General features: G+C 62.3%; 18 protein-coding genes. 8 read left to right on the plus strand and 10 right to left on the minus strand.

Annotation, left to right across the window (positions count from 1 at the left end; translation table 11 throughout):
* The first annotated feature begins 4 nt into the window (after positions 1–4).
* The 5 genes from GFM02_RS26035 to GFM02_RS26055 all read left to right on the plus strand — a co-directional run bounded on the left by GFM02_RS26035 (position 5) and on the right by GFM02_RS26055 (position 5737).
* Positions 5–1282 (plus strand): AAA family ATPase, encoded by a 1278-nt coding sequence (locus tag GFM02_RS26035; protein ID WP_077977208.1) that lies wholly within the window; start codon positions 5–7, stop codon positions 1280–1282.
* 132 nt (positions 1283–1414) lie between these two features.
* Entirely contained in the window at positions 1415–2890 is a 1476-nt protein-coding gene (locus GFM02_RS26040) for a CpaF family protein (protein ID WP_168323212.1), read from the plus strand.
* A gap of 5 nt (positions 2891–2895) precedes the next feature.
* Positions 2896–3903, plus strand: coding sequence for a type II secretion system F family protein (locus GFM02_RS26045; protein ID WP_168323213.1), 1008 nt, complete (start codon positions 2896–2898; stop codon positions 3901–3903).
* Positions 3904–3918: 15 nt separating this feature from the next.
* Entirely contained in the window at positions 3919–4905 is a 987-nt protein-coding gene (locus GFM02_RS26050; protein WP_168323214.1) for a type II secretion system F family protein, read from the plus strand.
* Positions 4906–5104: 199 nt separating this feature from the next.
* Complete coding sequence (locus GFM02_RS26055) at positions 5105–5737, plus strand: LysE family translocator (RefSeq protein WP_072640004.1); 633 nt, start codon at positions 5105–5107, stop codon at positions 5735–5737.
* Positions 5738–5846: 109 nt separating this feature from the next.
* On the opposite strand, the gene GFM02_RS26060 is transcribed toward GFM02_RS26055, so the two are convergent.
* Positions 5847–6683: a tetratricopeptide repeat protein gene (locus tag GFM02_RS26060; RefSeq protein ID WP_168323215.1), complete on the minus strand. Its 837-nt coding sequence runs from the start codon at positions 6681–6683 to the stop codon at positions 5847–5849.
* Positions 6684–6827: 144 nt separating this feature from the next.
* Here GFM02_RS26060 and GFM02_RS26065 point away from each other — a divergent pair, with 144 nt between their 5' ends.
* From GFM02_RS26065 to GFM02_RS26075, 3 genes are all read left to right on the plus strand, one after another.
* Positions 6828–8219 (plus strand): leucyl aminopeptidase family protein, encoded by a 1392-nt coding sequence (locus GFM02_RS26065; protein ID WP_168323216.1) that lies wholly within the window; start codon positions 6828–6830, stop codon positions 8217–8219.
* A gap of 178 nt (positions 8220–8397) precedes the next feature.
* Complete coding sequence (locus tag GFM02_RS26070) at positions 8398–8748, plus strand: MarR family transcriptional regulator (RefSeq protein ID WP_027669177.1); 351 nt, start codon at positions 8398–8400, stop codon at positions 8746–8748.
* Positions 8749–8759: 11 nt separating this feature from the next.
* Positions 8760–9617 carry an NlpC/P60 family protein gene (locus GFM02_RS26075; RefSeq protein WP_168323217.1) on the plus strand — a complete coding sequence of 286 codons (858 nt, stop codon included), beginning with the start codon at positions 8760–8762 and terminating at the stop codon, positions 9615–9617.
* On the opposite strand, the gene GFM02_RS26080 is transcribed toward GFM02_RS26075, so the two are convergent.
* The 9 genes from GFM02_RS26080 to purU form a co-directional block, all read right to left on the minus strand.
* A complete protein-coding gene (locus GFM02_RS26080; protein ID WP_168323218.1) occupies positions 9618–11009 on the minus strand; it encodes an amidase in 1392 nt (463 codons plus the stop codon). It lies immediately after the preceding gene.
* A gap of 36 nt (positions 11010–11045) precedes the next feature.
* A complete protein-coding gene (locus tag GFM02_RS26085; RefSeq protein ID WP_163878946.1) occupies positions 11046–11909 on the minus strand; it encodes an ABC transporter permease in 864 nt (287 codons plus the stop codon).
* 3 nt (positions 11910–11912) lie between these two features.
* Positions 11913–12860: an ABC transporter permease gene (locus GFM02_RS26090; protein WP_168323219.1), complete on the minus strand. Its 948-nt coding sequence runs from the start codon at positions 12858–12860 to the stop codon at positions 11913–11915.
* 373 nt (positions 12861–13233) lie between these two features.
* A complete protein-coding gene (locus GFM02_RS26095) occupies positions 13234–14763 on the minus strand; it encodes an ABC transporter substrate-binding protein (protein ID WP_205930468.1) in 1530 nt (509 codons plus the stop codon).
* Between the two features lie 151 nt (positions 14764–14914).
* Positions 14915–15835, minus strand: coding sequence for a LysR family transcriptional regulator (locus GFM02_RS26100; RefSeq protein WP_168304698.1), 921 nt, complete (start codon positions 15833–15835; stop codon positions 14915–14917).
* 56 nt (positions 15836–15891) lie between these two features.
* Positions 15892–16887 (minus strand): P1 family peptidase, encoded by a 996-nt coding sequence (locus tag GFM02_RS26105; RefSeq protein WP_168268060.1) that lies wholly within the window; start codon positions 16885–16887, stop codon positions 15892–15894.
* Positions 16888–17120: 233 nt separating this feature from the next.
* On the minus strand, positions 17121–17315 hold the full coding sequence (locus GFM02_RS26110; protein WP_003544544.1) for a hypothetical protein: 195 nt from the start codon (positions 17313–17315) through the stop codon (positions 17121–17123).
* Between the two features lie 521 nt (positions 17316–17836).
* Positions 17837–20758 carry an aminotransferase gene (locus GFM02_RS26115; protein WP_168323221.1) on the minus strand — a complete coding sequence of 974 codons (2922 nt, stop codon included), beginning with the start codon at positions 20756–20758 and terminating at the stop codon, positions 17837–17839.
* A 113-nt stretch (positions 20759–20871) separates the two neighbouring features.
* Positions 20872–21756, minus strand: coding sequence for a formyltetrahydrofolate deformylase (purU, locus tag GFM02_RS26120; protein ID WP_130662642.1), 885 nt, complete (start codon positions 21754–21756; stop codon positions 20872–20874).
* Between the last annotated feature and the right edge of the window lie 151 nt (positions 21757–21907).

Below are 21907 nucleotides of genomic sequence, written 5' to 3' on the forward strand. Positions count from 1 at the left end.
GACGATGAGCGCGATCGAATACGAAATCAGGAATCCCAGCGAGCTTCGCAACGCCGAGGAGGCGGTGCGCATGGCGGATCTGGAAAACATGCGGCCGCTGCCGCGCATCTCCGTCCATGCTTTCTGCGAGAGCGAGGCCCTGCAGCATGTCATGGAACGCTGCGCCAATGATCGGCGCGTCGCGAAAGTCAGCATGCGCATCACCAGCGGCGGCATCGCCGCTGCCGCCAATATGTTTTCCGGCGCCCCGACGCCGAACCTCATCATCCTTGAGACCAAGGCGAATGCCGCGAACCTGCTAGGCGAACTTGCGCCGCTCGCCGCCGTCTGCGATCCGACGACCAAGGTCGTCATTATCGGCTATTACAACGATATCGGGCTTTATCGCGAACTCATCCGCAACGGCATTTCCGAATATATGGTTCAGCCCGTCGCCATGCCCGATATCCTCACGGCGATGGCCTCGATCTTTGTCGATCCGGACGCCGAGCCGCTCGGCCGCAGCATCGCCTTCATCGGCTCGAAGGGCGGCACCGGCGCTTCGACCATCGCGCATAATTGCGCCTTCGGCATTTCCAATCTCTTCTCCACCGAGACGATCCTCGCCGATCTCGACCTGCCCTATGGCACGGCGAACATCGACTTCGATCAGGATCCGGCCCAGGGCATCGCCGAAGCGGTCTTCGCACCCGATCGTCTCGACGAGGTCTTCCTCGACCGCCTGCTGACGAAATGCTCCGAGCATCTGTCGCTGCTTGCGGCACCCTCGCTGCTCGACCGTGCCTATGATTTCGACGGCCAGGCCTTCCAGCCGGTGCTCGACGTCCTGCAGCGCAGCGCGCCCGTCACCGTGCTAGATGTTCCGCATGCATGGTCGGAATGGACACGCTCGGTGCTGTCGAGCGTCGACGAGGTGGTCATCGCAGCGGTTCCCGATCTCGCCAACCTGCGCAACGCCAAGAACATGCTGGACGCGCTGCGCAAGATGCGACCGAACGACCGGCCGCCGCATCTCATCCTCAATCAAGTCGGCATGCCGAAACGGCCAGAGATTTCGCCGTCGGATTTTTGTGAGCCGCTGGAGATCGATCCGATCGCGATCATCCCCTTCGACATCAATCTTTTCGGCAACGCCGCCAACAGCGGCCGGATGATTTCCGAAGTCGACCCGAAGTCGCCGACGGCGGAAACCTTTTCGCAGATATCGCACATCGTCACCGGCCGGGTCGCGATCAAGAAGGCGAAGAAAGGCGGCCTGCTGGGCCTCCTGAAGCGCAAGTAGACGATGAGCAATTCCAGCAAAACTGTGCAGCGGTTTTGCGTCCGGAATTGCGTGAAAACAAAAAGATAGTGCATTTCCTTGACTCGGAGAGATCGGGAAATGTTCTAGAACGAGCAGATTGGATCGAGTGGCATGTTTGGAAAACGCGGAAACGAAGGTTCCGGAAAGGTCGGGGGGGCGATTGCTCCGCCGCTGCCGGTTCCGGCCGCCGCCCCTGCGGCCTCTTCCCCCTCCATTCTGGTCGAACCCCCGCGCGAGTCCGCACGCCAGCAGGTGACGTCACCGCCGATGCAGACGCCGCAGCGCAAGCGCCCGGCTCGCACCGATGAATATTACGACACCAAGGCGCAGGTCTTTTCCGCGCTGATCGATACGATCGATCTCTCGCAGCTCTCCAAGCTCGACGGCGAAAGCGCCCGCGAGGAAATCCGCGACATCGTCAACGACATCATCACCATCAAGAACTTTGCGATGTCGATCTCCGAGCAGGAAGAACTGCTTGAGGATATCTGCAACGACGTCCTCGGCTACGGTCCGCTGGAGCCGTTGCTGGCGCGCGACGACATCGCCGACATCATGGTCAACGGCGCTGGCCAGACTTTCATCGAAGTCGGCGGCAAGACGATCGAATCCGAGATTCGTTTCCGCGACAATGCACAGCTTCTCTCGATCTGCCAGCGCATCGTCAGCCAGGTCGGCCGCCGCGTCGACGAATCGAGCCCGATCTGCGACGCCCGCCTGCCGGACGGTTCGCGCGTCAACGTCATCGCGCCGCCGCTGTCGATCGACGGGCCGGCGCTTACCATCCGTAAGTTCAAGAAGGACAAGCTGACGCTCGATCAGCTCGTCCGTTTCGGTGCAATCACGCCGGAAGGCGCAACCGTGCTGCAGATCATCGGGCGCGTACGCTGCAATGTCGTCATTTCAGGCGGCACCGGCTCGGGCAAGACGACGCTTCTGAACTGCCTCACCAACTATATCGACAGGGACGAGCGCGTCATCACCTGCGAGGATACCGCCGAACTGCAGCTGCAGCAGCCGCATGTCGTCCGTCTCGAAACGCGCCCGCCGAATATCGAAGGCGAGGGCGAAATCACCATGCGCGATCTCGTTAAGAACTGCCTGCGCATGCGTCCTGAGCGCATCATCGTCGGCGAAGTGCGCGGACCGGAGGTTTTTGACCTGCTACAGGCGATGAACACCGGTCACGACGGTTCGATGGGCACGATCCACGCCAATACGCCGCGCGAATGCCTGAGCCGTATCGAATCGATGATCGCCATGGGCGGCTTTACCCTGCCGGCAAAGACGGTGCGCGAGATCATTTCCAGCTCGGTTGACGTCGTCATTCAGGCGGCGCGCCTTCGCGATGGTTCGCGCCGCATCACCCAGATCACTGAGGTGATCGGCATGGAAGGTGACGTCATCATCACCCAGGATCTGATGCGCTACGAGATCGAAGGTGAGGACGCGAACGGCCGCCTGATCGGCCGGCACATATCGACCGGCGTCGGCAAGCCGCATTTCTGGGATCGCGCCCGCTACTTCAACGAGGAAAAGCGCCTTGCCGCCGCCCTCGACGCGATGGAAGCGAAAACGAAGGAATAGGCGAGATGTTCGGGTTCGATCCGATAGTGTTGGCAATCGTCGTCCTGGCCGCCGTCTCCGCGGGCGCGGTGTCCTATGCCTTTTTGTTTTCCCGGATCGAGACTGACAAGAAATCGGCAAGCCGCATCAACCGCGTCAAGTCGGCCGAAAGCGACCGTGTCAAGGTCAAGGCTGCCCGCGACCGGGTGCAGGAGCTGTCGAAGCGCCGCAAGTCGGTGCAGGACAACCTGAAGGACCTGGAAAAGCGTCAGCACGAAAAGACCAAGAAGAGCCTGTCGATGAAATCCCGGCTGGTGCAGGCCGGCCTGACGATCACGGTGGCGAAATTCTATCTCGTCAGCGCCATCTTCGCCTCCGTGCTGCTGCTCGTGGCCTTCATCGTTGGTGTATCGTGGATGGTCATGGTCGGTGTCGCCGTCGTCGCCGGTCTCGGCCTGCCGCGCTGGGTCATCGGCTTCCAGATCAAGCGCCGCCAGAACAAGTTTCTCAACGAGCTGCCCAATGCACTTGACGTCATCATCCGCTCGATCAAATCGGGCTTGCCACTCAATGATGCGATCCGTCTTATCGCAACCGAGGGCACCGAGCCGGTCAAGAGCGAGTTCCGGCGGGTCATTGAAGCGCAGCAGGTGGGTCTCAGCATTTCCGATGCCTGCGCCCGCATGACGATCCACATGCCGCTCCAGGAAGTCAATTTCTTCGCCATCGTCATCGCCATCCAGTCGCAGGCCGGCGGCAATCTGTCGGAAGCGATCGGCAACCTCTCCAAGGTCCTGCGTGATCGCAGGAAGATGAAGGCCAAGGTTACCGCGCTCTCGATGGAAGCCAAGGCGTCGGCATACATCATAGGCGCTCTGCCCTTCATCGTCGCGACCCTCGTCTACCTCACCTCGCCGAGCTACATGATGATCCTTTTCACCGATCCGCGTGGCCATTTCATCATGGGTTTCTCGGCAATCTGGATGTCGATCGGCATTTTCGTCATGCGCAAAATGGTCAGTTTTGATATCTAGCCGGAAGGAAGCACCATGTCGCACGACCTTGCCGCAACGCTCACCAATCCGAGCATGCTGATCGCACTTTTCGTGGCGATTGCCGTCTTCGCTACTTTTTATACGATCGCTGTTCCCTTCTTCGAGCGCGGCGATCTCAACAAGCGCATGAAGGCCGTTTCCACAGAGCGCGAGCAGATCCGTGCCCGCGAACGCGCGCGCATGAACACGGAAACCGGCGCCGGCAAGGCCTCGCTCAGGAGCCAGAACAACCGCTCGGTCCGTCAGATCGTCGAGCGCTTCAACCTGCGCAAGGCGCTGGTCGACGAAAACACGGTCAACAAGCTGCGTGCCGCCGGTTTCCGTTCGGAGAATGCGCTGAATAGCTTCCTCGTGGCGCGTTTCCTGCTGCCTTTCCTTTTCCTGGCGCTTGCTGCCTTCTGGGTCTTCGGTCTCGGCAATCTCGCCGAAAAGGGCACGCCGATCCGCCTCTTTGCCGTCATCGGCGTCGGTTATCTCGGCTTCTACGCACCGAACATTTATATCTCCAACCGCATGGGCAAGCGCCAGCACTCGATCAAGCGCGCCTGGCCGGATGCGCTGGACCTGATGCTGATCTGCGTCGAATCCGGCATCTCGATCGAGGCCGCGATGCGCCGTGTGTCGGAAGAACTCGGCGAGCAGTCGCCGGCGCTTGCCGAGGAGATGGTGCTGACCACGGCCGAGCTCTCCTTCCTGCCGGATCGCCGCGTAGCGCTCGAAAATCTTGCCACGCGCACCCAGATCGAGCTGGTACGCTCGGTGACGCAGGCGCTGATCCAGGCCGATCGCTACGGCACGCCGGTCGCGCAGGCGTTGCGCGTTCTCGCCCAGGAAGGACGCGACGAGCGTATGAACGAGGCGGAAAAGAAGGCGGCCGCGCTGCCGCCGAAACTGACGGTGCCGATGATCCTGTTTTTCCTGCCGGTGCTGATCGCCGTCATTCTCGGTCCGGCCGGCATTCAGGTGGCAGACAAGTTCTGACGATTACGCCGGCCCCGGAAAGCGGATGCCGCTTTCGGCAGAGACGCTGTTGCCTCAAGGGCCGTCGGCCGATCGCGGCCTTCAAACACGCGTGACCGCCGCCGGCATAGCTGGTAAATGGGATGGACGACCATTGGCAAGCGCGCGGATGCAGCCGCAGTGCCCCTGGCGCTCGTTCAACCCAAAAGAGAGGTCTCCGATGTCTTCTGCCGGCATTTTCATCAGCATCATGGCAGCCCTGGCGGTCGGCGCGATGAGCCCCGGCCCGAGCTTCGTCGTCGTCTCCAGGATCGCCATCTCGCGTTCGAGGCTGGATGGCCTTGCGGCCGCGCTCGGCATGGGCGCCGGCGGTGTCGTTTTTGCCGTGCTGGCGCTTGCCGGGCTGACGGCGCTGCTGTCTCAGTTCGAATGGCTCTATGTCCTGCTGAAGGTCGCAGGCGGCGCCTATCTCGTTTATATCGCGGTCAATATCTGGAGGAGCGCCGGTCAGCCGCTCGAAGTCTCTGACGCCGTCAACGGCAACCGCGCACTGAGATTGAGCTTCACGACCGCCCTGCTGACCCAGCTCAGCAACCCGAAAACCATCATTGTCTATGCCAGCCTCTTTGCGGCACTTCTGCCGAGAACGGTGCCGCTCGATCTCATCGTCGCGCTGCCGCTCGGCGTCTTTGCCGTGGAGGCCGGGTGGTATTCGATCGTGGCCTTCGCCTTTTCGGCCCGCCATCCGCGGCGTCTCTATCTTGCCGCCAAGGGCTGGATCGACCGGGCCGCCGGTGCCGTCATGGGCGGCCTAGGTTTGCGTCTCATTCTTTCGGGCCTGAGCGCCCGCTAAAGCATGATGCCGAAAAGCGTGCGCGGTTTTCGGACGACATCATGCTCTAATTCTTTAAATTACACATGATCTCTCCGAAGCCGTAAGCCTTTTCGACAATATGATTCGGTCAATTGGTGTTGCTGTCGCCGGCTAGCTGCGGCGTCTTGTCCTTGGCGGCGAGTTTCTGCCAGGAATTCTGCTGCGAGAGCATGCCTCTGAGATAGGCGACATTGGCATCGGCCTGTTGCGGCGAAAGTTCGCGCCGGGCGATCTGCTCGGCTTCCGGGAAACGCCCCTGCAGGCCCACGACGAGGGCAAGGTTCTGCCTGACGCGGCTGCCGGCGGTCGGCTGGCTGGCGGCGGAGCGCAGATAGGTTTCGGCCGTGCGCAGATCGCCGGTCAGCACATAGGACATGCCGAGGTTGGAAAGGATGGAGGGCTCGTTCGGCTGGATGTCGAGCGCGTCGCGGTAGCGCTGCCGGGCATCGCTTGCCCGGCCCATCTGGTCGAGGATCGCGCCTTGGGCCGAGATCAGCTTCCAGTCCGGACGATCCGGCGTCTGGGCGCGGCCGATCGTGTCGAGCGCCTGCTGGAACTGGCCGGCCGCCGCCTGTGCCTTGCCGTAGGCGGCCAGCACGTTGCGGTCGCCGGGATTGGCGATCGCCACCTGCTGCATAACGGCGAGCGCCTGCGTATCGCGGCCGTTCATGCGCAGTAGATTGGCGTAGTTGACGCCGGTGACGGGATCGCGCGGGTTCTTTTCATAGGCCTGGCCGAGCCGGTCCGTTGCCGAGCGCAGCTCGGTCGCGTCCATCTCTTCGACCGGCTTGGTGAGTTTCGGCACCGAGCCCGTTGTCATCCGGTCCTTGGTCGTCGAGCAACCGGCAAGTGCCAAGACGAGCAGCGATGCCGCAGCGCCCTGCAGGATACGATTGGTGAATGTGGTGGTGAGCGAGGCAGGCATGGCGCGTTCCTGGATTCCGAAATCGGCGCCTGACCTCGAAGCGGAACAGGGAAAGGTTTGACGCGTAATCTTCGCTCCAGCAATAGTCTGTTAACCCTAACAGACCGTTAAGGAACGATTCCCTGCGACCGCCGAAGGACAATCATGGCCCCCTATCAGTTCATCGAGAGACCGAGCCCTTTCAACACGAAGGGCGGTTTGACGCTGCCGATCTTTGCCGTCACGCCTGCCCATATCGAGACCGGCACGATCGATCCGATCGCGCTCGATTGGGCGCGCAGGGCAGGCTACAAGGCCGAAAGCGGGTCGCTGCTGCTGATCCCGACGGCCGAAGGCCATCTCGGCGGCGCGCTTTACGGCCTCGGCACCAATCCATCCGAGCAGCCTTACATCACCGGCAGGCTCGCCCGTGCGCTGCCGGCCGGCGACTGGCACATCGAGACCGCGCCGCTGACGGCAAATCGCCTGGCCCTCGGCTTTGGCCTCGGCAGCTACCGTTTCGACCGTTACAAATCCGAAAAATCGCCGGCGGCGACGCTGATGATCCCCCGCGATGCCGACGCCGCCGACATCAAGCGCCAGCTCGCCGGCGTCTTTCTCGCCCGCGACCTCATCAATACGCCGACGAACGACATGGGTCCGAACCAGCTCGAGGCTGTTTTCCGCGGCCTGGCCGGGCATTACAAGGCGGAGATATCGGTTATTACGGGCGACGACCTGCTCAAACAGAATTTCCCGCTGGTCCATACCGTCGGCCGCGCCAGCGCCGATGCGCCGCGCCTTCTCGAGCTGCGCTGGGGCAAGAAGGGCCATCGCAAGGTGACGCTTGTCGGCAAGGGCGTCTGCTTCGATACCGGCGGTCTCGACATCAAGCCCGCCGCTTCCATGCTGCTGATGAAGAAGGACATGGGCGGCGCGGCGAATGTCATGGGGCTTGCCTTGATGATCATGGACGCCAAGCTGAAGGTCGACCTGCGCGTTATCGTTCCGGTCGTCGAAAACGCGATCTCGTCCAATGCCTTCCGGCCCGGCGACATCTACCGGAGCCGCAAGGGCCTGACCGTCCAGATCGACAATACCGACGCCGAAGGCCGTTTGATCCTTGCCGATGCGCTTGCCTATGCCGACGAGGAAGAGCCAGAACTGTTGATCGACATGGCGACGCTGACCGGCGCCGCCCGCGTTGCCCTTGGTCCGGATCTTCCGCCTTTCTTCACCGATGACGCCAATCTGGCGCATGACCTCACCGAAGCGAGCCTGGAAACCGACGATCCGATCTGGCGCCTGCCGCTCTATTCCGGCTACGAAAAGGATATCCGCACCAAGTTCGCCGACCTCACCAACGCACCGGCCGGCGGCATGGCAGGGGCGATCACCGCCGCCCTCTTCCTGAAGCGTTTCGTCAGCAAGGCGAAGAGCTGGGCGCATTTCGACATTTACGGCTGGGCCCAGTCCGAACGGCCGCATTCGCCAGGCGGTGGCGAAGCACAAGCAATCCGCGCGCTCTTTCACCATATCCGCGAGAGCCTGCGCTGACGCCATGTTAAAGCGCGTCGCTGAGGCGCATCGCATGATCCCTGTTCACGCGCTGCGCCTCGCTGCCGATCGTTAAAATTTTATTCACCTTGCCGGGCGGCAATTTCTGCCGCCCCTTGCATGTGCATGGCAACTGCCGGAAAATGGAACGTTAGCGTAACGATCTTCCGGAGGGGCCGTGCCGATCGAACTGACCGCCTCGCAGGCGCTGGGGCTCTGGCATGGCGTGGCGCTCGATCAGGTCCGCCACGACGACCGCGATTTGACGTTGCGCCAGATGGCGATCCTGCTGCATATTTATCTGGTGCCGCCGCCGCACACCGTGCGCGGGCTTGCCGCCACGCTTGAGGTCACCAAGCCGGTCATTACCCGTGCCTTGGATACGATGGGCGAGATGGGCCTGGTCGATCGTGTGCGCGACGATGCCGACCGGCGCAATGTGATCATCAAGCGCACTGTCGGCGGTGCGCTTTATCTGGAAAAGCTCGGCGATCTCATCCGAGATCAGGCCCGCCGGTTGCCGATCTGAAAGGAATGCGAATGACGATGCTCGACCGCCGCCTGCATGCCTATAGGTCTGATCTCGCGGAAGCGGGGCTCGAAGGCAAGGTCGAGGCGTCGCGTTTTACGGAAGGCGCCCCGGCCCGCGTCGCCGTCCCGGTCGTGGCCTTGCGTCCCGAACCGGACCTTGCCCGCGGCATCGATACCGAAATGCTTCTCGGCGAGGACGTGACGGTTTTCGATCGTGCCGGTGGCTGGTGCTGGGTGAAAGCCGCCTCGGACGGCTATGTCGGTTATGTCGCGGCGGACGCGCTCTTGGAAGGCCGGCCGGCGCCCACCCATATCGTCACCGTCCAGCGCAGCTTCCTCTATCCCGAACCGGAACTGCGCAAGCCCCACCAGGCGATCCTGTCGATGGGAAGTCGCGTTCATGTCGCCGGCGAGGCGGAAGCGCGCGGCAATCGCTATGTCGTGCTCGAGGACGGAACGGCGATCTTCGCCAAGCATGTCCAGCCGATCGGCGCTCTCGACGGCGCCGATTACGTGGAGGTCGTCGCCCGTTTCCTGGAAACGCCCTATCTCTGGGGCGGGCGTTCCGGCCTCGGCATCGATTGCTCTGGCCTCGTCCAGCTGGCGATGCTGATGACGGGCAGAGCTGCGCCACGCGATACCGATATGCAGGCGGCAGGCCTCGGCCAGCCGATCGATCGATCCGAACTCCGCCGTGGCGACCTGGTATTCTGGAAGGGTCATGTCGCCGTCTTCGAAGATCCGGAAACCATTCTGCACGCCAACGGCCATAGCATGACGGTGGCGCGCGAGAATTTCGCGGCCGCGGTCGAGCGCATCGGCTGGCTCTACGAGCAACCGACCGGCTATCGCCGCCCGATCAGCTGATCAGCCGATCGGAGGCTGCGGCCAGGATCTCACTCCGCCCGTCCTGTCCTCGAAAGCTTTCGACAGTCTCAGCACCCGCATGTCGTCGAAACGCGGCCCGACGATCTGCAACCCGATCGGCATGCCCGAGCGGGAGAAACCGCAATTGATCGAGGCGGCCGGCTGCTCCGACATGTTCCACGGCACCGTGAAACCGATATGCTCGAACGGCAGGGCCGGATCGTTGGTCGGCGATGCCCATTCGGCCGGATAGGAGATGATCGGATTGGTCGGCGAAAGCAGGGCGTCGATCTCGGTAAACAGCCGTCCGCAGCTCTTGCGCATCTCGATCGTCTGATTGAAGCCCCTGACCGCATCGACACCGCTGATGTCGGCGCCGCCCATCGCCCAATCCCTGATATAGGGCAGGATGCTGTCGCGCCTGTTATCGTCGAGTTCGGCGATATCGCCCCACAGCCGGGATCGCCAGAAATTGTCGAGCCCATCCAGCATGGCGCGTGTCAGCACCGGCTGGACCGATAGAATGGTCGCGCCGGCCGCCTCGAACTGTTTCGCCGCCGTTTCGACCGCGGCCCTGATCTCGTCGTCCACCGCAAGCCCGCAGCCGGCATCGAGCATCAGCCCGATCTTCATGCCTGACAGGTCGATATCGAGATCCATCCAGTTGAAATCGTTCGGCGGCAGGCTGGTGCCGTCGCGCCAGTCTGGCCGTGACAGCGTCGCCATCGAAAAGGCCGCATCCTCGACGGTGCGCGCCATCGGTCCGACGCAGCGCCCGACATAATAGGGATCGGCTGGAACACGCCCATGGCTCGGTTTGAAGCCGAAGATGCCGGTCCAGCCGGCGGGAAGGCGCACCGAACCGCCGATATCGGTGCCGATATGCAGTGGTCCATAACCGGCCGCCGCCGCTGCGGAAGCCCCAGCGCTCGATCCGCCCGGATTCTGCGTGATGTCCCAGGGATTGCGGCTGAGAGGATGAAAGCTCGAAAGGCCGGAGGACAACATGCCGTAATCGGGGCAGGTGGTCTTGGCGAAGATCACCGCGCCGTCTTCCCGAAGACGGGCGGCGGCCGGCGCATCCGCGTCCGCGGGTTTGAGTTCCACTGCCCTCGTGCCTGATGGCACCGGCTGGCCCTTTGTGGCGATGAGCTCTTTCAGCGTCACCGGGATGCCGTCGAGGGCACCCAGCGTTTCTCCCTTCGCCCAGCGCTCCGTCGACGCTTTCGCCTGGGCGCGCGCCAATTCCCGATCGTAGAGGTAGAGCGCCGCAATCGACGGTTCCCAGGCGGCGATATGGTCTTCGAGGGCGAGCCAGTATTCGAGGGGGGAGAGGCTTTTATCGGCGAAGTGCTGCCTGAGTTCGCGAATGGTAAGGTCGGTTTCGATCATGGCATGGTCTTTCGGGCGTTTCATCTTGGGAGAACATCAGCGGCTTGCCTCGCGCGGGTCGAGCAGATCGCGCAGACCGTCGCCGAGCATGTTGAAGCCGAAGACGGTGAGCGCGATGGCAAGGCCGGGCAGGATCGCCAGCCAGGGGGCGAGCGCCAGATAGGTTTGCGCATCGGCAAGCATCCGGCCCCAGGTCGGCGCCGGCGGCGCCATGCCGAGCCCGAGGAAGCTGAGACCCGCTTCGGTGAGGATCGCCAGCCCCAGCTGGATCGCGCCGTGCACGATGATCTGGCTGATGATATTCGGCAGCACATGGCGCAGCGAAATGGTCAGGCGGGTATTGCCGATGGCGCGCGCCGCCGTCACATAGTCGCGGCTCCAGGCCTGCAGCGAGGTCGCAAGCGTCACCCGGGCAAAGACCGGGATCATGAAGACGGCGATCGCGGTGATCGCGGTGAACCGCCCTGGCCCGAGAAAGGCGCCAAGCACCATGGCCGACAGGATCGGTGGCAGCGCGAAGATGACGTCGCAGATGCGCATCAGCAACGCCTCGAAGGGACCGCGGATCGCCGCTGCCGAAATGCCGGCGATTGAGCCGAGCGTCCCGCCGATCGCAACCGCTGTGATGGCGATCGATAGTGAATTCCAGCATCCCGCCATCAGCATCGAAAGCACATCGCGGCCGAACTGGTCCGTGCCGAGCAGGCCGAAGGCAAGCGGCGGCTGCAATTTATGAATGATCTGCATTTTCGCCGGCGGCAGCGGCGTCCAGACCAGCGACAGCAGTGCCACGGCGGTGAGCAGGCCAATGATGACGACCCCCGAAATCAGGTTCATTCGCCGGCTAAGTCTAAAGACCCGGCGGCGGCTGATAATGGCGGTGGACACGATCGGTGCCATGCGTCAGGCCGCCTTTCTCATCCTGGGATCGATCGCCAGGTAGGAGAGATCGACAATGAAATTCATCACGATGACGAGGCCTGCGAAGAACAGCACGACATCCTGCATGACGATGATGTCGCGCTGAGAGAGCGCCTGAAGGGCGAGCCGCCCGAGGCCAGGCAGGTTGAAGACGTTTTCCACCAGTACCGCGCCGGCGACGAGAAAGGTGAATTGCAACCCGATCATCGTCAGGATCGGGATCAGCGCATTCGGCACGATATGGCGCCACAGCACCGCACTGCGTGACAGCCCCTTGGCGACCGCGGTACGGGCAAAATCCTCATGCATCGTGTCAAGCACCGCCGAGCGCGCCACCCGCGTCAACACGCCCGCCTGCGGCATCGCCAGCGCGACGGCGGGCATAACCAGCGCCTGCAATGCGGGCTGCAGGCCGGCGCTCCAGCCCGGGAAACCGCCGGCCGGCATCAGCCCGAGCATCGTCGAAAACAGGATGATCAACAGCAGCGCCACCCAGAAGGCGGGCACGGCGATGCTGATCTGCGAAAACAGCGTCGCGATGACGTCGAAGACACCGCCGCGGCGCGAGGCGGCCAGCACGCCGAGCGGCAGGGCAATCGCCACCGAAAGCACGATCGCCATCAGCGCCAGCGGCAGCGTTACCGCCAGCCGCTCGACGATCAAACCCGCGACCGGTACGCCATAGGTGAGCGAATTGCCGAGATCGCCGGAGAGCACGCCGGCCAACCATTGCCCGTAGCGCATCAACAGCGGCTGGTCGAGGCCGAGACTGTGACGGAGCGCTGCAAGGGTTTCCGGTGTTGCCGAGGTGCCGAGCATGATCGAGGCGGGATCGCCGGGCAGAAGGTCCATAACGGCGAAGATCAGCAGCGAGACGACGACGAGCGTGACGATGAGACCGGCGAAGCGGCGGGCGAGGAGTGGGATCATGCGTGCCACGCTTTCGATGTGGCGCGGCTGCTACCACCCGACGCACCGACGGTGAGTTTGGCTAGAACGCCGACCCCACTCTCCGTCATCCTCGGCCTTGAGCCGAGGATCCATGCCGCGGCTGCTGGTGGATGGGGTGTGGATGCTCGGCTCAAGGCCGAGCATGACGGAGAACGGGGCGGGCGGAAGGAGCCATTCACTGTGCAGGCGTTCGTGGCAGGAATGCTACCCGCCAGCGAAACCAAACAATGTCGGCCCGGGCTGAACTGGTTTGGTGGGGAATGGAGAGGGCTGCGCACTACATCGATCAAATGCATGTCGGATCTCTCCAAGGCCCACGGCGTGCCAACCATCCCGGCCCGGCCTACCTTTGTTACTCGTCCCAGGAAACACCAGACAGCACGTTGGAAGGGATCGGCTCGTTCTCCCACAGGCCCTTCAGCTTTTTGTCCCAGACGCCGAGTTTCGGCATGACGAAGAGGTAGAGCGCCGGCACGTCCTCGGCGAGGATCTTCTGCGCTTCGCCATAGATCGCATTCTGCGCGGCGGGATCGGTCGTCTCCTGGACCTTCTTCATCAGCGCGTTGAAAGCGGGGTTCTTGTAATTGAAATAATAGGGATCACGGGCATAGATGTCGATATCGAGCGGTTCGGCATGGGCAACGATCGTCATGTCGAAGTTGCGGTCCTTCATGATGTCCTGGACCCACTTCGCTGGAAATTCCGTCGGCTCGATATTCATCGTTACGCCGATCTCGGCAAACATCGCCTGCATCACCTGAGCGCTGCGCGGCGCATAGGCCATCTGCGGCGATTTGATCGTGAAGGTGAAGCCGTTGGGGTAGCCGGCTTCGGCAAGCAACGCTTTCGCCTTCTCGACGTCATAGGGCAGCACGCCTGTCATGTCCTGATAGCCCGGATCGTTCGGCGTGTAGTGGCTGCCGATCGGTGTGCCGAGGCCGGACCATGCGCCGTCGATTACCGTCTTGCGGTCGATCGCCATCATCAGCGCCTGGCGGACGCGTTTGTCGTCGAAAGGCTTCTTGGCAGTGTTCATGCCGGCAACGACCTTGAGTTCGGTATTGCCGATCTTGGTGACGAGCCTCGCATCGCCGTCGAAAGAACTCATCAGCTCGGGTGCGGCAAATTCCGGAAAGGCATCGAGATCACCGGATTTGAGTGCAGCCGCCTGCGCCTGCGGATCGGCAATGAAGCGGAAGGTCACCTTGTCGAGCTTGGCGGCCGCATCCTTGTTCCAGTAATCGGCATTCCTGGCGAGTTCGACCTTGTCGCCTTTTGCCCAGCTGACGAATTTGAAGGGACCGGTGCCAACAGGTGTCGTCTTGTCGTCGGCAGCCGTCTTCGGTGCGACCATCACCGAGGCTGGCCAGCCGAGCCAGTAGATCAGGCTGCCGGTCGGGGCCGAGAGATGCAGCACCAGCGTTTCGGCATCAGGGGTATCGATCGAGGCGATCGAGGCGAAGAAGCGCTTCTGCGGATTGACGGAATCGGCGCCGCGGGCGCGGTCGAGCGAAAACTTGGCGCTCGCGGCATCGAAGGCCTCGCCGTCATGAAATTTGACCCCGGTCTGCAGCCTGAACGTATAGGTCAGGCCATCGGGAGAGATGTCCCAGCTTTTCGCCAGCTGCGGCTGGATCTTACCGGCCTGGTCGATCGTCACCAGCCCCTCGAACACGTTTTGCCAGGTCACCTGGCCGATTGCGACGGGTGCCGCGATCGTCGGGTCGAGACCGGTCGGCTCGACGCTCATGCCGAGATTGAGGGTGGTCTTCGCCGCCTCCGCCGGCGTCATCGCCGTCATCACCAGGCCGGCCGAAAGCGCGGCACCGAGCGAAAGCCGCCGGGCGAAACGCGCTGAAGGCGCAAACGAAAGCTTGATCATCATGTTCCCTTGTCTGGCCGCGCGTCGATGACGAAGGCCTATTTGCGAATAGAGTGACACTATGCCAGTGCACACACAATGACGATTTTGTGTGCTCAGTGTAGCCGAAAAAGCTACACCGTAAATCCGCGCGCGATGCAAGCTCGAAGCGTCAGTCTTTCACACCGGCCCGGCGGTTCGTGCGCTCGCGCATGAACCTCTCGATGAAGTCGAGCAGTTTCGTTGCGGCGAAGGATAGTTGACGATCCGGGGCGACGCAGAGATCGACATGGGTGCGGATGCCGGTTTTGCCGGCCAGCGGAATGGCAAGGAGCTGACCCGCCTCGATCTCGCGGCGGACGGTCAGCGCCGGTAGCAAAGTGACCGCAGCCCCGCTGAGCACCAGTTCCTTCAGCATTTCGAGCGAGCTGGTGACGAAGACGGGATCGAGGCTCAGCCCTTCCTTCTCGAACAGCGCGTCGAAGGCCTGGCGGAAGCCGAAGGATTGGTCCGGTAGCGCCAATGCATAGTCGGCAAGCGTCCTCAGCGAGATCTCGGAAAGTGCTGCCGCCGGATGCTGCGGCGTGGCAATGAGATCATAGGCGATCTCGGAGCGCAGCCGCACCTTGGTGCCGGACATCGGTGGCGCAAAAAGCGTCACCGCAATATCCGCCTCGGCGCTGTTGACGGCATCGACCGCCTGCCGCGCGCTGGTGATCGTCACGTTAAAACGCAGTTTTGGATATTTCAGGCTGAATTCGGCAAGCGCAGGCGCCAACAGATTGGCGACGGTGGCGCCATTGGCATAGATGCTGACACGGCCGCGCTGCAGGCCCTTCAGGTCTTCGATCAACTGCTGCACATGATCGAGCTCGCGCAGGGTCCGGCCGGCGCGGGCGGCAAGCAGCTCGCCGGCGGCCGTCAGCTTGACGCCGCGGGCGCTGCGTTCGACGAGCGGCGCGCCAAAATGATATTCGAGGTTCTCGATCTGCCGGCTGATCGCCGTCGGCGCGACATTGAGGTTCTCGGCCGCCTGGCGCATCGAATTGGTCCTGACCAGCTCGTCGAAATACATCAGCGCCCGGATCTGCATTCACGTCTCTCCGCCATTCGGCATATTGGATCTGTAGAGAGTCTGACCCTATTCAATCAGCTGCTGCTCGCATAGCGGTCGCGCCACGCCTTTTGCGCGCCCTCGACCGGCAGCGCGGTCGCAGCGTAGACCCCTCGGGCGATTGCCCGCGCCATGACGAGGGTCGCAAGGTGGCACAGCTCCATCAGGCTTGCCATGTCGTCTCTTCGATGCTGGGCCGTCGAAGCGGCAAAGACGGTATCGCCATCGAGCGGCAGGTGCGCCGGCAGTAGTGCCCTGGCAAACCCGTCATGGCCGGCAAGCGATAGCCGGTGCGCCTCGGTCTTTGTCAGCTGCGCATCGGTCACCACTGCGCCGATCGTCGTTGCCGGCGTGTTCATGCCCTTGAGCCGCATCCGGTGGTCGGCCACATCAGGCATGCCGAGCCCGCCGAATTCCGCGTCTTTTTCAAAGGGTGCCGCCCAGAAATGCGGCCCGTCGCCGATCGTTGCCGAACCGAGCGCATTGACGGCGACGATCGCCGCGACACGATGCCCGGCGCTGCTGACGGCGCTGGCCGAGCCGAGCCCGCCCTTGACGGTGGCCGTCGTCGCTCCCGTCCCGGCACCTGTCGTGCCGAGCGCGAATGTGCCCTTGGCCGCGGCCTGCAGTGCCGTATAACCCATGTCGCGATAGGGCGAGTGAAGGCCCCAATCCTTGTCGCCGCCGTTCAGCAGGTCCATCAGGATCGCCTGCGGCACGATCGGAATGCGCACCGACCCGACGGCAAAGCCGCGGCCGAGTTCGCGCAGGCCCGCCTGCACGCCGCCGGCGGCATCCAGCCCGAAGGCCGAGCCGCCGGAAAGCACGAAGGCATCAACGGCATTGACGGTCATCGACGGATCGAGCAGGCCGGTGTCGCGCCCGCCTGGCGCACCGCCGAGCACCGTGCCGGATGCGACGGCCGGTTCGTCGAAAACGATGACCGTGACGCCGGAACCGAGCGCAAGGTCGGTTGCATGGCCGACGGAAACGCCTTCGATGTCGGTGATGAGGTTGAGAAGATCGGGCAAGGGCGGATCCTTATCACGGAAAGGTGGCCGGTAGGACTGTACTGCATAATTCCTTAAATCGGAATCGATTTAAGGGTAAAATTATGCAGCAATTCAAAGTGTTACAGCGTCCTTTGCGCGTCTGATAAAGACCCGCGGCGCTGTAATGCCCTCAAAAAACAAGACCGGCCCCATTTGGCGGGACCGGTCGGACATCGGGAAAAGCCGCGAATGCTGATCGCGGCCTCATGCCCTCAGGCATGAAGCGGCTTCGGATGACGGCGGGTCATCAGGTCATGGATGGCCAGCCGCACCTCGTCCGGCGAGCCGAAACGCTGCTCGTCGAGGTCGTGGACATGAAATTTCACGGCGATGAACTTCAGCCGGTCTTCATCGGGAATGACGATCCCGACGGGAACGCCTGCATATTCGATAACTTGCTTCTTCATAGATAGAACTCCTGCCGCACAACATGCGCAGCCATGGCGAATTGACTTGTCTGGTACCGTTGAAAGGAGGACGAACGTCACATTCGACAGTTCGGGCGGGAGAGGGCGCCCGGACGGTCATTGCCAAGCACAGATCGCCTAAGGAGATCGGCGAGAATATCGATGTCTATCATGCTCGTTCCTTGTGTTGGCGTTGCACTTGAGTGGTCCCGGTAGAGCCCAGGGCCGGTGAAGGTTGCCTTCGATAATCCACTAACTTGGTAGAGATTACCCGACGGCCTATCAGAAACATATTCCGAAACGTGTCAAAATATCGACGATCCGAAAAAATTCATTCCGTCGTAGCCCGAACTTACAGAAAGAAACATATCAGCTCTTCGTTAAATTCGTATGACAGAATCGGAAGTTCGATTGATCACAGCGGCAGACATAGGAAGCCTTGCCGTATCCGGCAATGGCCGTTTCATTAAAAATCGACATGCCTCGAAATGACCGATTTGGTTAATGTTGGAAGCCCTGTGTCACCAGCCTTCTTCGAGCACTTTCTCCAGCATGTCCGCGAAGAAATCGGCGCTGTCGATGCTGAAGCAGAGCGGTGGTTTGATCTTCAGCACATTTTGGTGATCGCCGGTCGGCTGCATGATGACGCCGAGTTCGAGAAGCCGGTCGCAGATTGCAGCCGTCTCTTCCGTCGCCGGCTCCAGCGTCGTTCTGTCGCGGACGAATTCGAGGCCGAGATAGAGGCCCATGCCGTGCATGGCGCCTGCAATCGGATGGCGGTCGATCAGCGCGGCAAGCCGCGCCTTCAGGTGATCGCCGACCGTCCGGGCATTTTCCTGCAGCTTTTCCTCGGCCATGATGTCGAGCACCGTCATGCCGGCGACGCAACTGACCGGGCTGCCGCCGGTGGAGGAAAAGAAAGTGCCCTCCTTCTCCAGCGATTGCGCGATCTCCCGCGTGGTGATGACGGCGCCGAGCGGATAGCCGTTGCCCATGCCCTTGGCGATAGTGATGATATCGGGCACGACCCCTTGCTGCTCGAAGCCCCAGAAATAATGTCCGAGTCTGGAATAACCGACCTGCACCTCATCGGCGATGCAAAGGCCGCCGCGGGCGCGCACTTGCGCATAGATTTCCCTGAGATAACCGTCCGGCAGTGGAATGCCACCGGCATTGCCGTAGACCGATTCGGCGATGAAGCCTGCAAGGCCTTCGCCCGCAGCATCAATTGCCTCCAGCACCGGCGTCGCCATGCCGAGATAATCCGCTGCCGTATCGGGACCACGGAAGTCGCCGCGATAGGTATTCGGCGAAACGACGGTATGCACCCAGTCCGGCCGGGTGGTCGGTGCCTGCGGATTGTCGGCGATCGAGGTGGAGACGGCATCGCTCGCCGCCGACCAGCCATGATAGGCTTCGAGCAGGCAGAGCATGTTGCGCGCGCCGCTATAGGCTTGCGCGAGCCGAAGCGCCAGATCGTTGGCCTCGGAGCCGCTGTTGACCAGGAAGACCGCGTCGAGCCCGTCCGGCGACAGAGCGGCGAGGCGTTCGGAAAATTCCGTGATCGCGGCATAGTGGAAGCGCGAATTCGTGTTGAGCCGCAGCCATTGCGCGCCGATCGCCGCCGCGAGCTTGGGATGGCCATGGCCGAGAATGGTGACGTTGTTGACCATGTCGAGATAGGCGCGGCCCTCGACATCGAACAAATGCTCCTTCCAGCCGCGCTCGATCTGCGGCGGCGCCGCATAATAATTCTTCTGCGGTCTTGCGAGATGCGCCCGCCGCCTGGCGAAGAGCGCGGCGGTTTCAGGTTGCGGCGCATCCGCTTGCGGGCTGAGAAGCAACGAAGGCGAAGGGCAGAGCACCGACCAGGCCGCCGCCGCGCGCGGTGAGGCAAAGAGCGGCGGTTCGAGACCGGCGACGCTGCAAAGCTGGACGCGCAGCCCGCCGAGCGACGACGCCTCTCCGAAAACCGTGCCGAGCGAATCGCCGGCGGCAATCTCGGCTCCATCCTCGACCGAGAGGTCCAGCCCATCGAGATGCACGGTCATGTTGTCGCCGGCGAGCGTCAGATGCTGGTCCTTCCAGCCGATGCGGCCGGCAAAGGGCGCGGCAATCGCGCTGCCTGCGGCAAGGCATATGTCGACATGCAGGGCGCAGGTCGCCTGTCCCTTCGCAGTTCCCGCGCGGGAAAGCCGATATTCGCCGTAGCGCGTCGCTGCCGTACCGTTTTCGGTTGCCATGCGGGCAAGCAACCGCCAGTCCATGTCGGTATTCAGCCAATTGCCGGCGGAAAAATGCGAGCTCCGCACCCCAAGATCGACATAGGCGATCCCGGCGGGATCGATGTCGGGCAGCAACGGCAGCCATCCCGATGTTTCCGGCGTGGCGACATCTGCGCCGGCTGCCTTGAGGATCGCCGCTTCCATGAGATCGAAGGGAACCGACATCGCCGTATCGAAGATCGCCCGTTCGCGGTCGAGATTGTCGCGGACATAGTCGTTGTCGGGATCGACCGAAATCTGCTGCTCGCCGCTGGCGACGAGAATGACCGCGCGGGCGACGATCAGTGGCCAGAGCGCCTTCAGCTCCTCGTCGCTCAGCGGATAGATCGCCTGATAAGCGGTGACGGCAGGCAGGATATGAAAAGGGTCGCCATCCGCCTGATGCAGCAGCGAAGCGCAGGTGACGGCGAGGTCGCCGACCAGCCAGCCGCGGATGATGTCGCCGAAATCGATCACCCCGTCGGGGATGATATGGCCACGGGCGTCACGGTGGCCGACGACATTGTCGCCGGTGACGTCGTGATGCACGGCCTGCAGCCGAAGCGACGGCGCCAACGGCTGGATGCGGCGGACGGCCATCACCATGGTCTTGGCGATCCGGTCGCGCGCCGCACTGTCGGTGATGGCCGAAAGCAGCTGCACGGCAACGGGACCTGCTCGTCTGAGATCCCATTGCAGGCTGCGGTCGAGACCGGGATGGTTGAAATCGGCAAGCGCCTGCGCCAGTCTCGCGCAGAGCGCCCCGAGGGCCGCCACGGAAGCCGGCGCCAGATAAGTCAGCGCCGTCAGCCCCTGGCCTTCCAGATATTCCAACAGCCGGACCTGATAGCCCTGCCCGCGCACGGTAAGGACGACGATCTCCCGCCCGTCATTGGTGGTGACCACCTTCGGAACGCGCGGCGCACCTTGCCTGTTTTTGAGGTGATGGATCGCCGCATTCTGTGCTTCGAGCTCGCGGACGTCGTAGGCGGCATGGCAGATCTTCAGGACGTAGCGACCCCTATCGCTATCGACGCGATAGTTGCGATCCTGCTGGCTGCCGAGTTCGGCAAGCCTGCCGGAGAGGCTGTAATGAGCAAGGAGGATCTTTTCCGCGTCGGTGGCGGTCACGTCGGGGCGCGGCAGCGCCATGCGATCAACAAGCGCCTCGTCGGTCACGACACCTCTCCCGCAGCATGATTCGATTACCTATTGCAGGCGATAATCAAGCACTTGCCGCTGTCAGGCAACGGGGATTGTCGTTTGCCAGGAAAAGAGATGCAGGGCTGAGCTCAGCCCATGCGTTCGGAGGCGTAACCGCCGGGGCTTGCCGGGAAGACCACGGTGCGGTTGCCGTTCAGGAAGGTGCGGTGATGGATATGGGCGTGGATGGCGCGCGCCAGCACCTGGCTTTCGACGTCGCGGCCGATCGAGACATAGTCGTCGGGCGACTGCGCATGGGTGATGCGCGCCGTGTCCTGCTCGATGATCGGGCCTTCGTCGAGATCGGCGGTGACGTAATGCGCCGTCGCTCCGATCAGCTTCACGCCGCGTTGATAGGCTTGTTTGTAAGGGTTGGCGCCCTTGAAGCTTGGCAGGAAGGAATGGTGGATATTGATGATCTTCCCGGACATTTTCTGGCACATGGCATCCGAAAGCACCTGCATGTAACGCGCCAGCACAATCAGTTCGGTGCCCGTCTGTTCGACGATATCCATGATCTGGCCTTCGGCCTGCAGCTTGTTCTCCTTCGTCACCTTGATGTGGTGGAAGGGAATGTCGTGGTTGACCACGACCTTCTGGTAATCGAAATGGTTGGAGACGACGCCGACGATATCGATCGGCAGCGCGCCGATCTTCCAGCGGTAGAGCAGGTCGTTCAGACAATGGCCGAAGCGCGACACCATCAGCAGCACCTTCATGCGGGCATTGCCGTCATGGATCTCGGCATCCATGGCGAACCGCTTACAGATCGGCTCGAAGCCTTCCTTGAGTTCGGCAAGCGGCACGCCTTCCTCGGAGATGAAGCTGACCCGCGTGAAGAACCTGCCGGTATCGAGATCGTCGAACTGCGAACTATCGACGATATTGCAGCCCTTGTCGGCCAGATAACTCGAAATCGCCGCCACGATGCCGCGCGTCGACTTGCAGGATACCGTCAATACGTAACTTGTCATGTCTTTCCCTCTTCCCTCTCCAAGGCCGCCGCTGTGCTTAGATCAAAGCCCGGACCGCGAATAGGCCGGCGCACTTTCATTCATGCGACAAATTGCAAGATAAACCATCACGTTTGTGCAAGTTCTGTCATTGTTCAGTCTGAAGCTTAGG

It is taken from the genome of Rhizobium leguminosarum bv. viciae (genome assembly GCF_012276115.1).
GTDB classification, from domain to species: Bacteria; Pseudomonadota; Alphaproteobacteria; order Rhizobiales; family Rhizobiaceae; genus Rhizobium; species Rhizobium leguminosarum_T.

Bases quoted from the DNA above. Each gene is read 5' to 3' on its own strand.
- GFM02_RS26035 (WP_077977208.1), top strand. From the start codon at position 5: ATGAGCGCGATCGAATACGAAATCAGGAATCCCAGCGAGCTTCGCAAC.
- GFM02_RS26040 (WP_168323212.1), top strand. From the start codon at position 1,415: ATGTTTGGAAAACGCGGAAACGAAGGTTCCGGAAAGGTCGGGGGGGCG.
- GFM02_RS26045 (WP_168323213.1), top strand. From the start codon at position 2,896: ATGTTCGGGTTCGATCCGATAGTGTTGGCAATCGTCGTCCTGGCCGCC.
- GFM02_RS26050 (WP_168323214.1), top strand. From the start codon at position 3,919: ATGTCGCACGACCTTGCCGCAACGCTCACCAATCCGAGCATGCTGATC.
- GFM02_RS26055 (WP_072640004.1), top strand. From the start codon at position 5,105: ATGTCTTCTGCCGGCATTTTCATCAGCATCATGGCAGCCCTGGCGGTC.
- GFM02_RS26060 (WP_168323215.1), bottom strand. From the start codon at position 6,683: ATGCCTGCCTCGCTCACCACCACATTCACCAATCGTATCCTGCAGGGC.
- GFM02_RS26065 (WP_168323216.1), top strand. From the start codon at position 6,828: ATGGCCCCCTATCAGTTCATCGAGAGACCGAGCCCTTTCAACACGAAG.
- GFM02_RS26075 (WP_168323217.1), top strand. From the start codon at position 8,760: ATGACGATGCTCGACCGCCGCCTGCATGCCTATAGGTCTGATCTCGCG.
- GFM02_RS26080 (WP_168323218.1), bottom strand. From the start codon at position 11,009: ATGATCGAAACCGACCTTACCATTCGCGAACTCAGGCAGCACTTCGCC.
- GFM02_RS26085 (WP_163878946.1), bottom strand. From the start codon at position 11,909: ATGGCACCGATCGTGTCCACCGCCATTATCAGCCGCCGCCGGGTCTTT.
- GFM02_RS26090 (WP_168323219.1), bottom strand. From the start codon at position 12,860: ATGATCCCACTCCTCGCCCGCCGCTTCGCCGGTCTCATCGTCACGCTC.
- GFM02_RS26095 (WP_205930468.1), bottom strand. From the start codon at position 14,763: ATGATCAAGCTTTCGTTTGCGCCTTCAGCGCGTTTCGCCCGGCGGCTT.
- GFM02_RS26100 (WP_168304698.1), bottom strand. From the start codon at position 15,835: ATGCAGATCCGGGCGCTGATGTATTTCGACGAGCTGGTCAGGACCAAT.
- GFM02_RS26110 (WP_003544544.1), bottom strand. From the start codon at position 17,315: ATGAAGAAGCAAGTTATCGAATATGCAGGCGTTCCCGTCGGGATCGTC.
- purU (WP_130662642.1), bottom strand. From the start codon at position 21,756: ATGACAAGTTACGTATTGACGGTATCCTGCAAGTCGACGCGCGGCATC.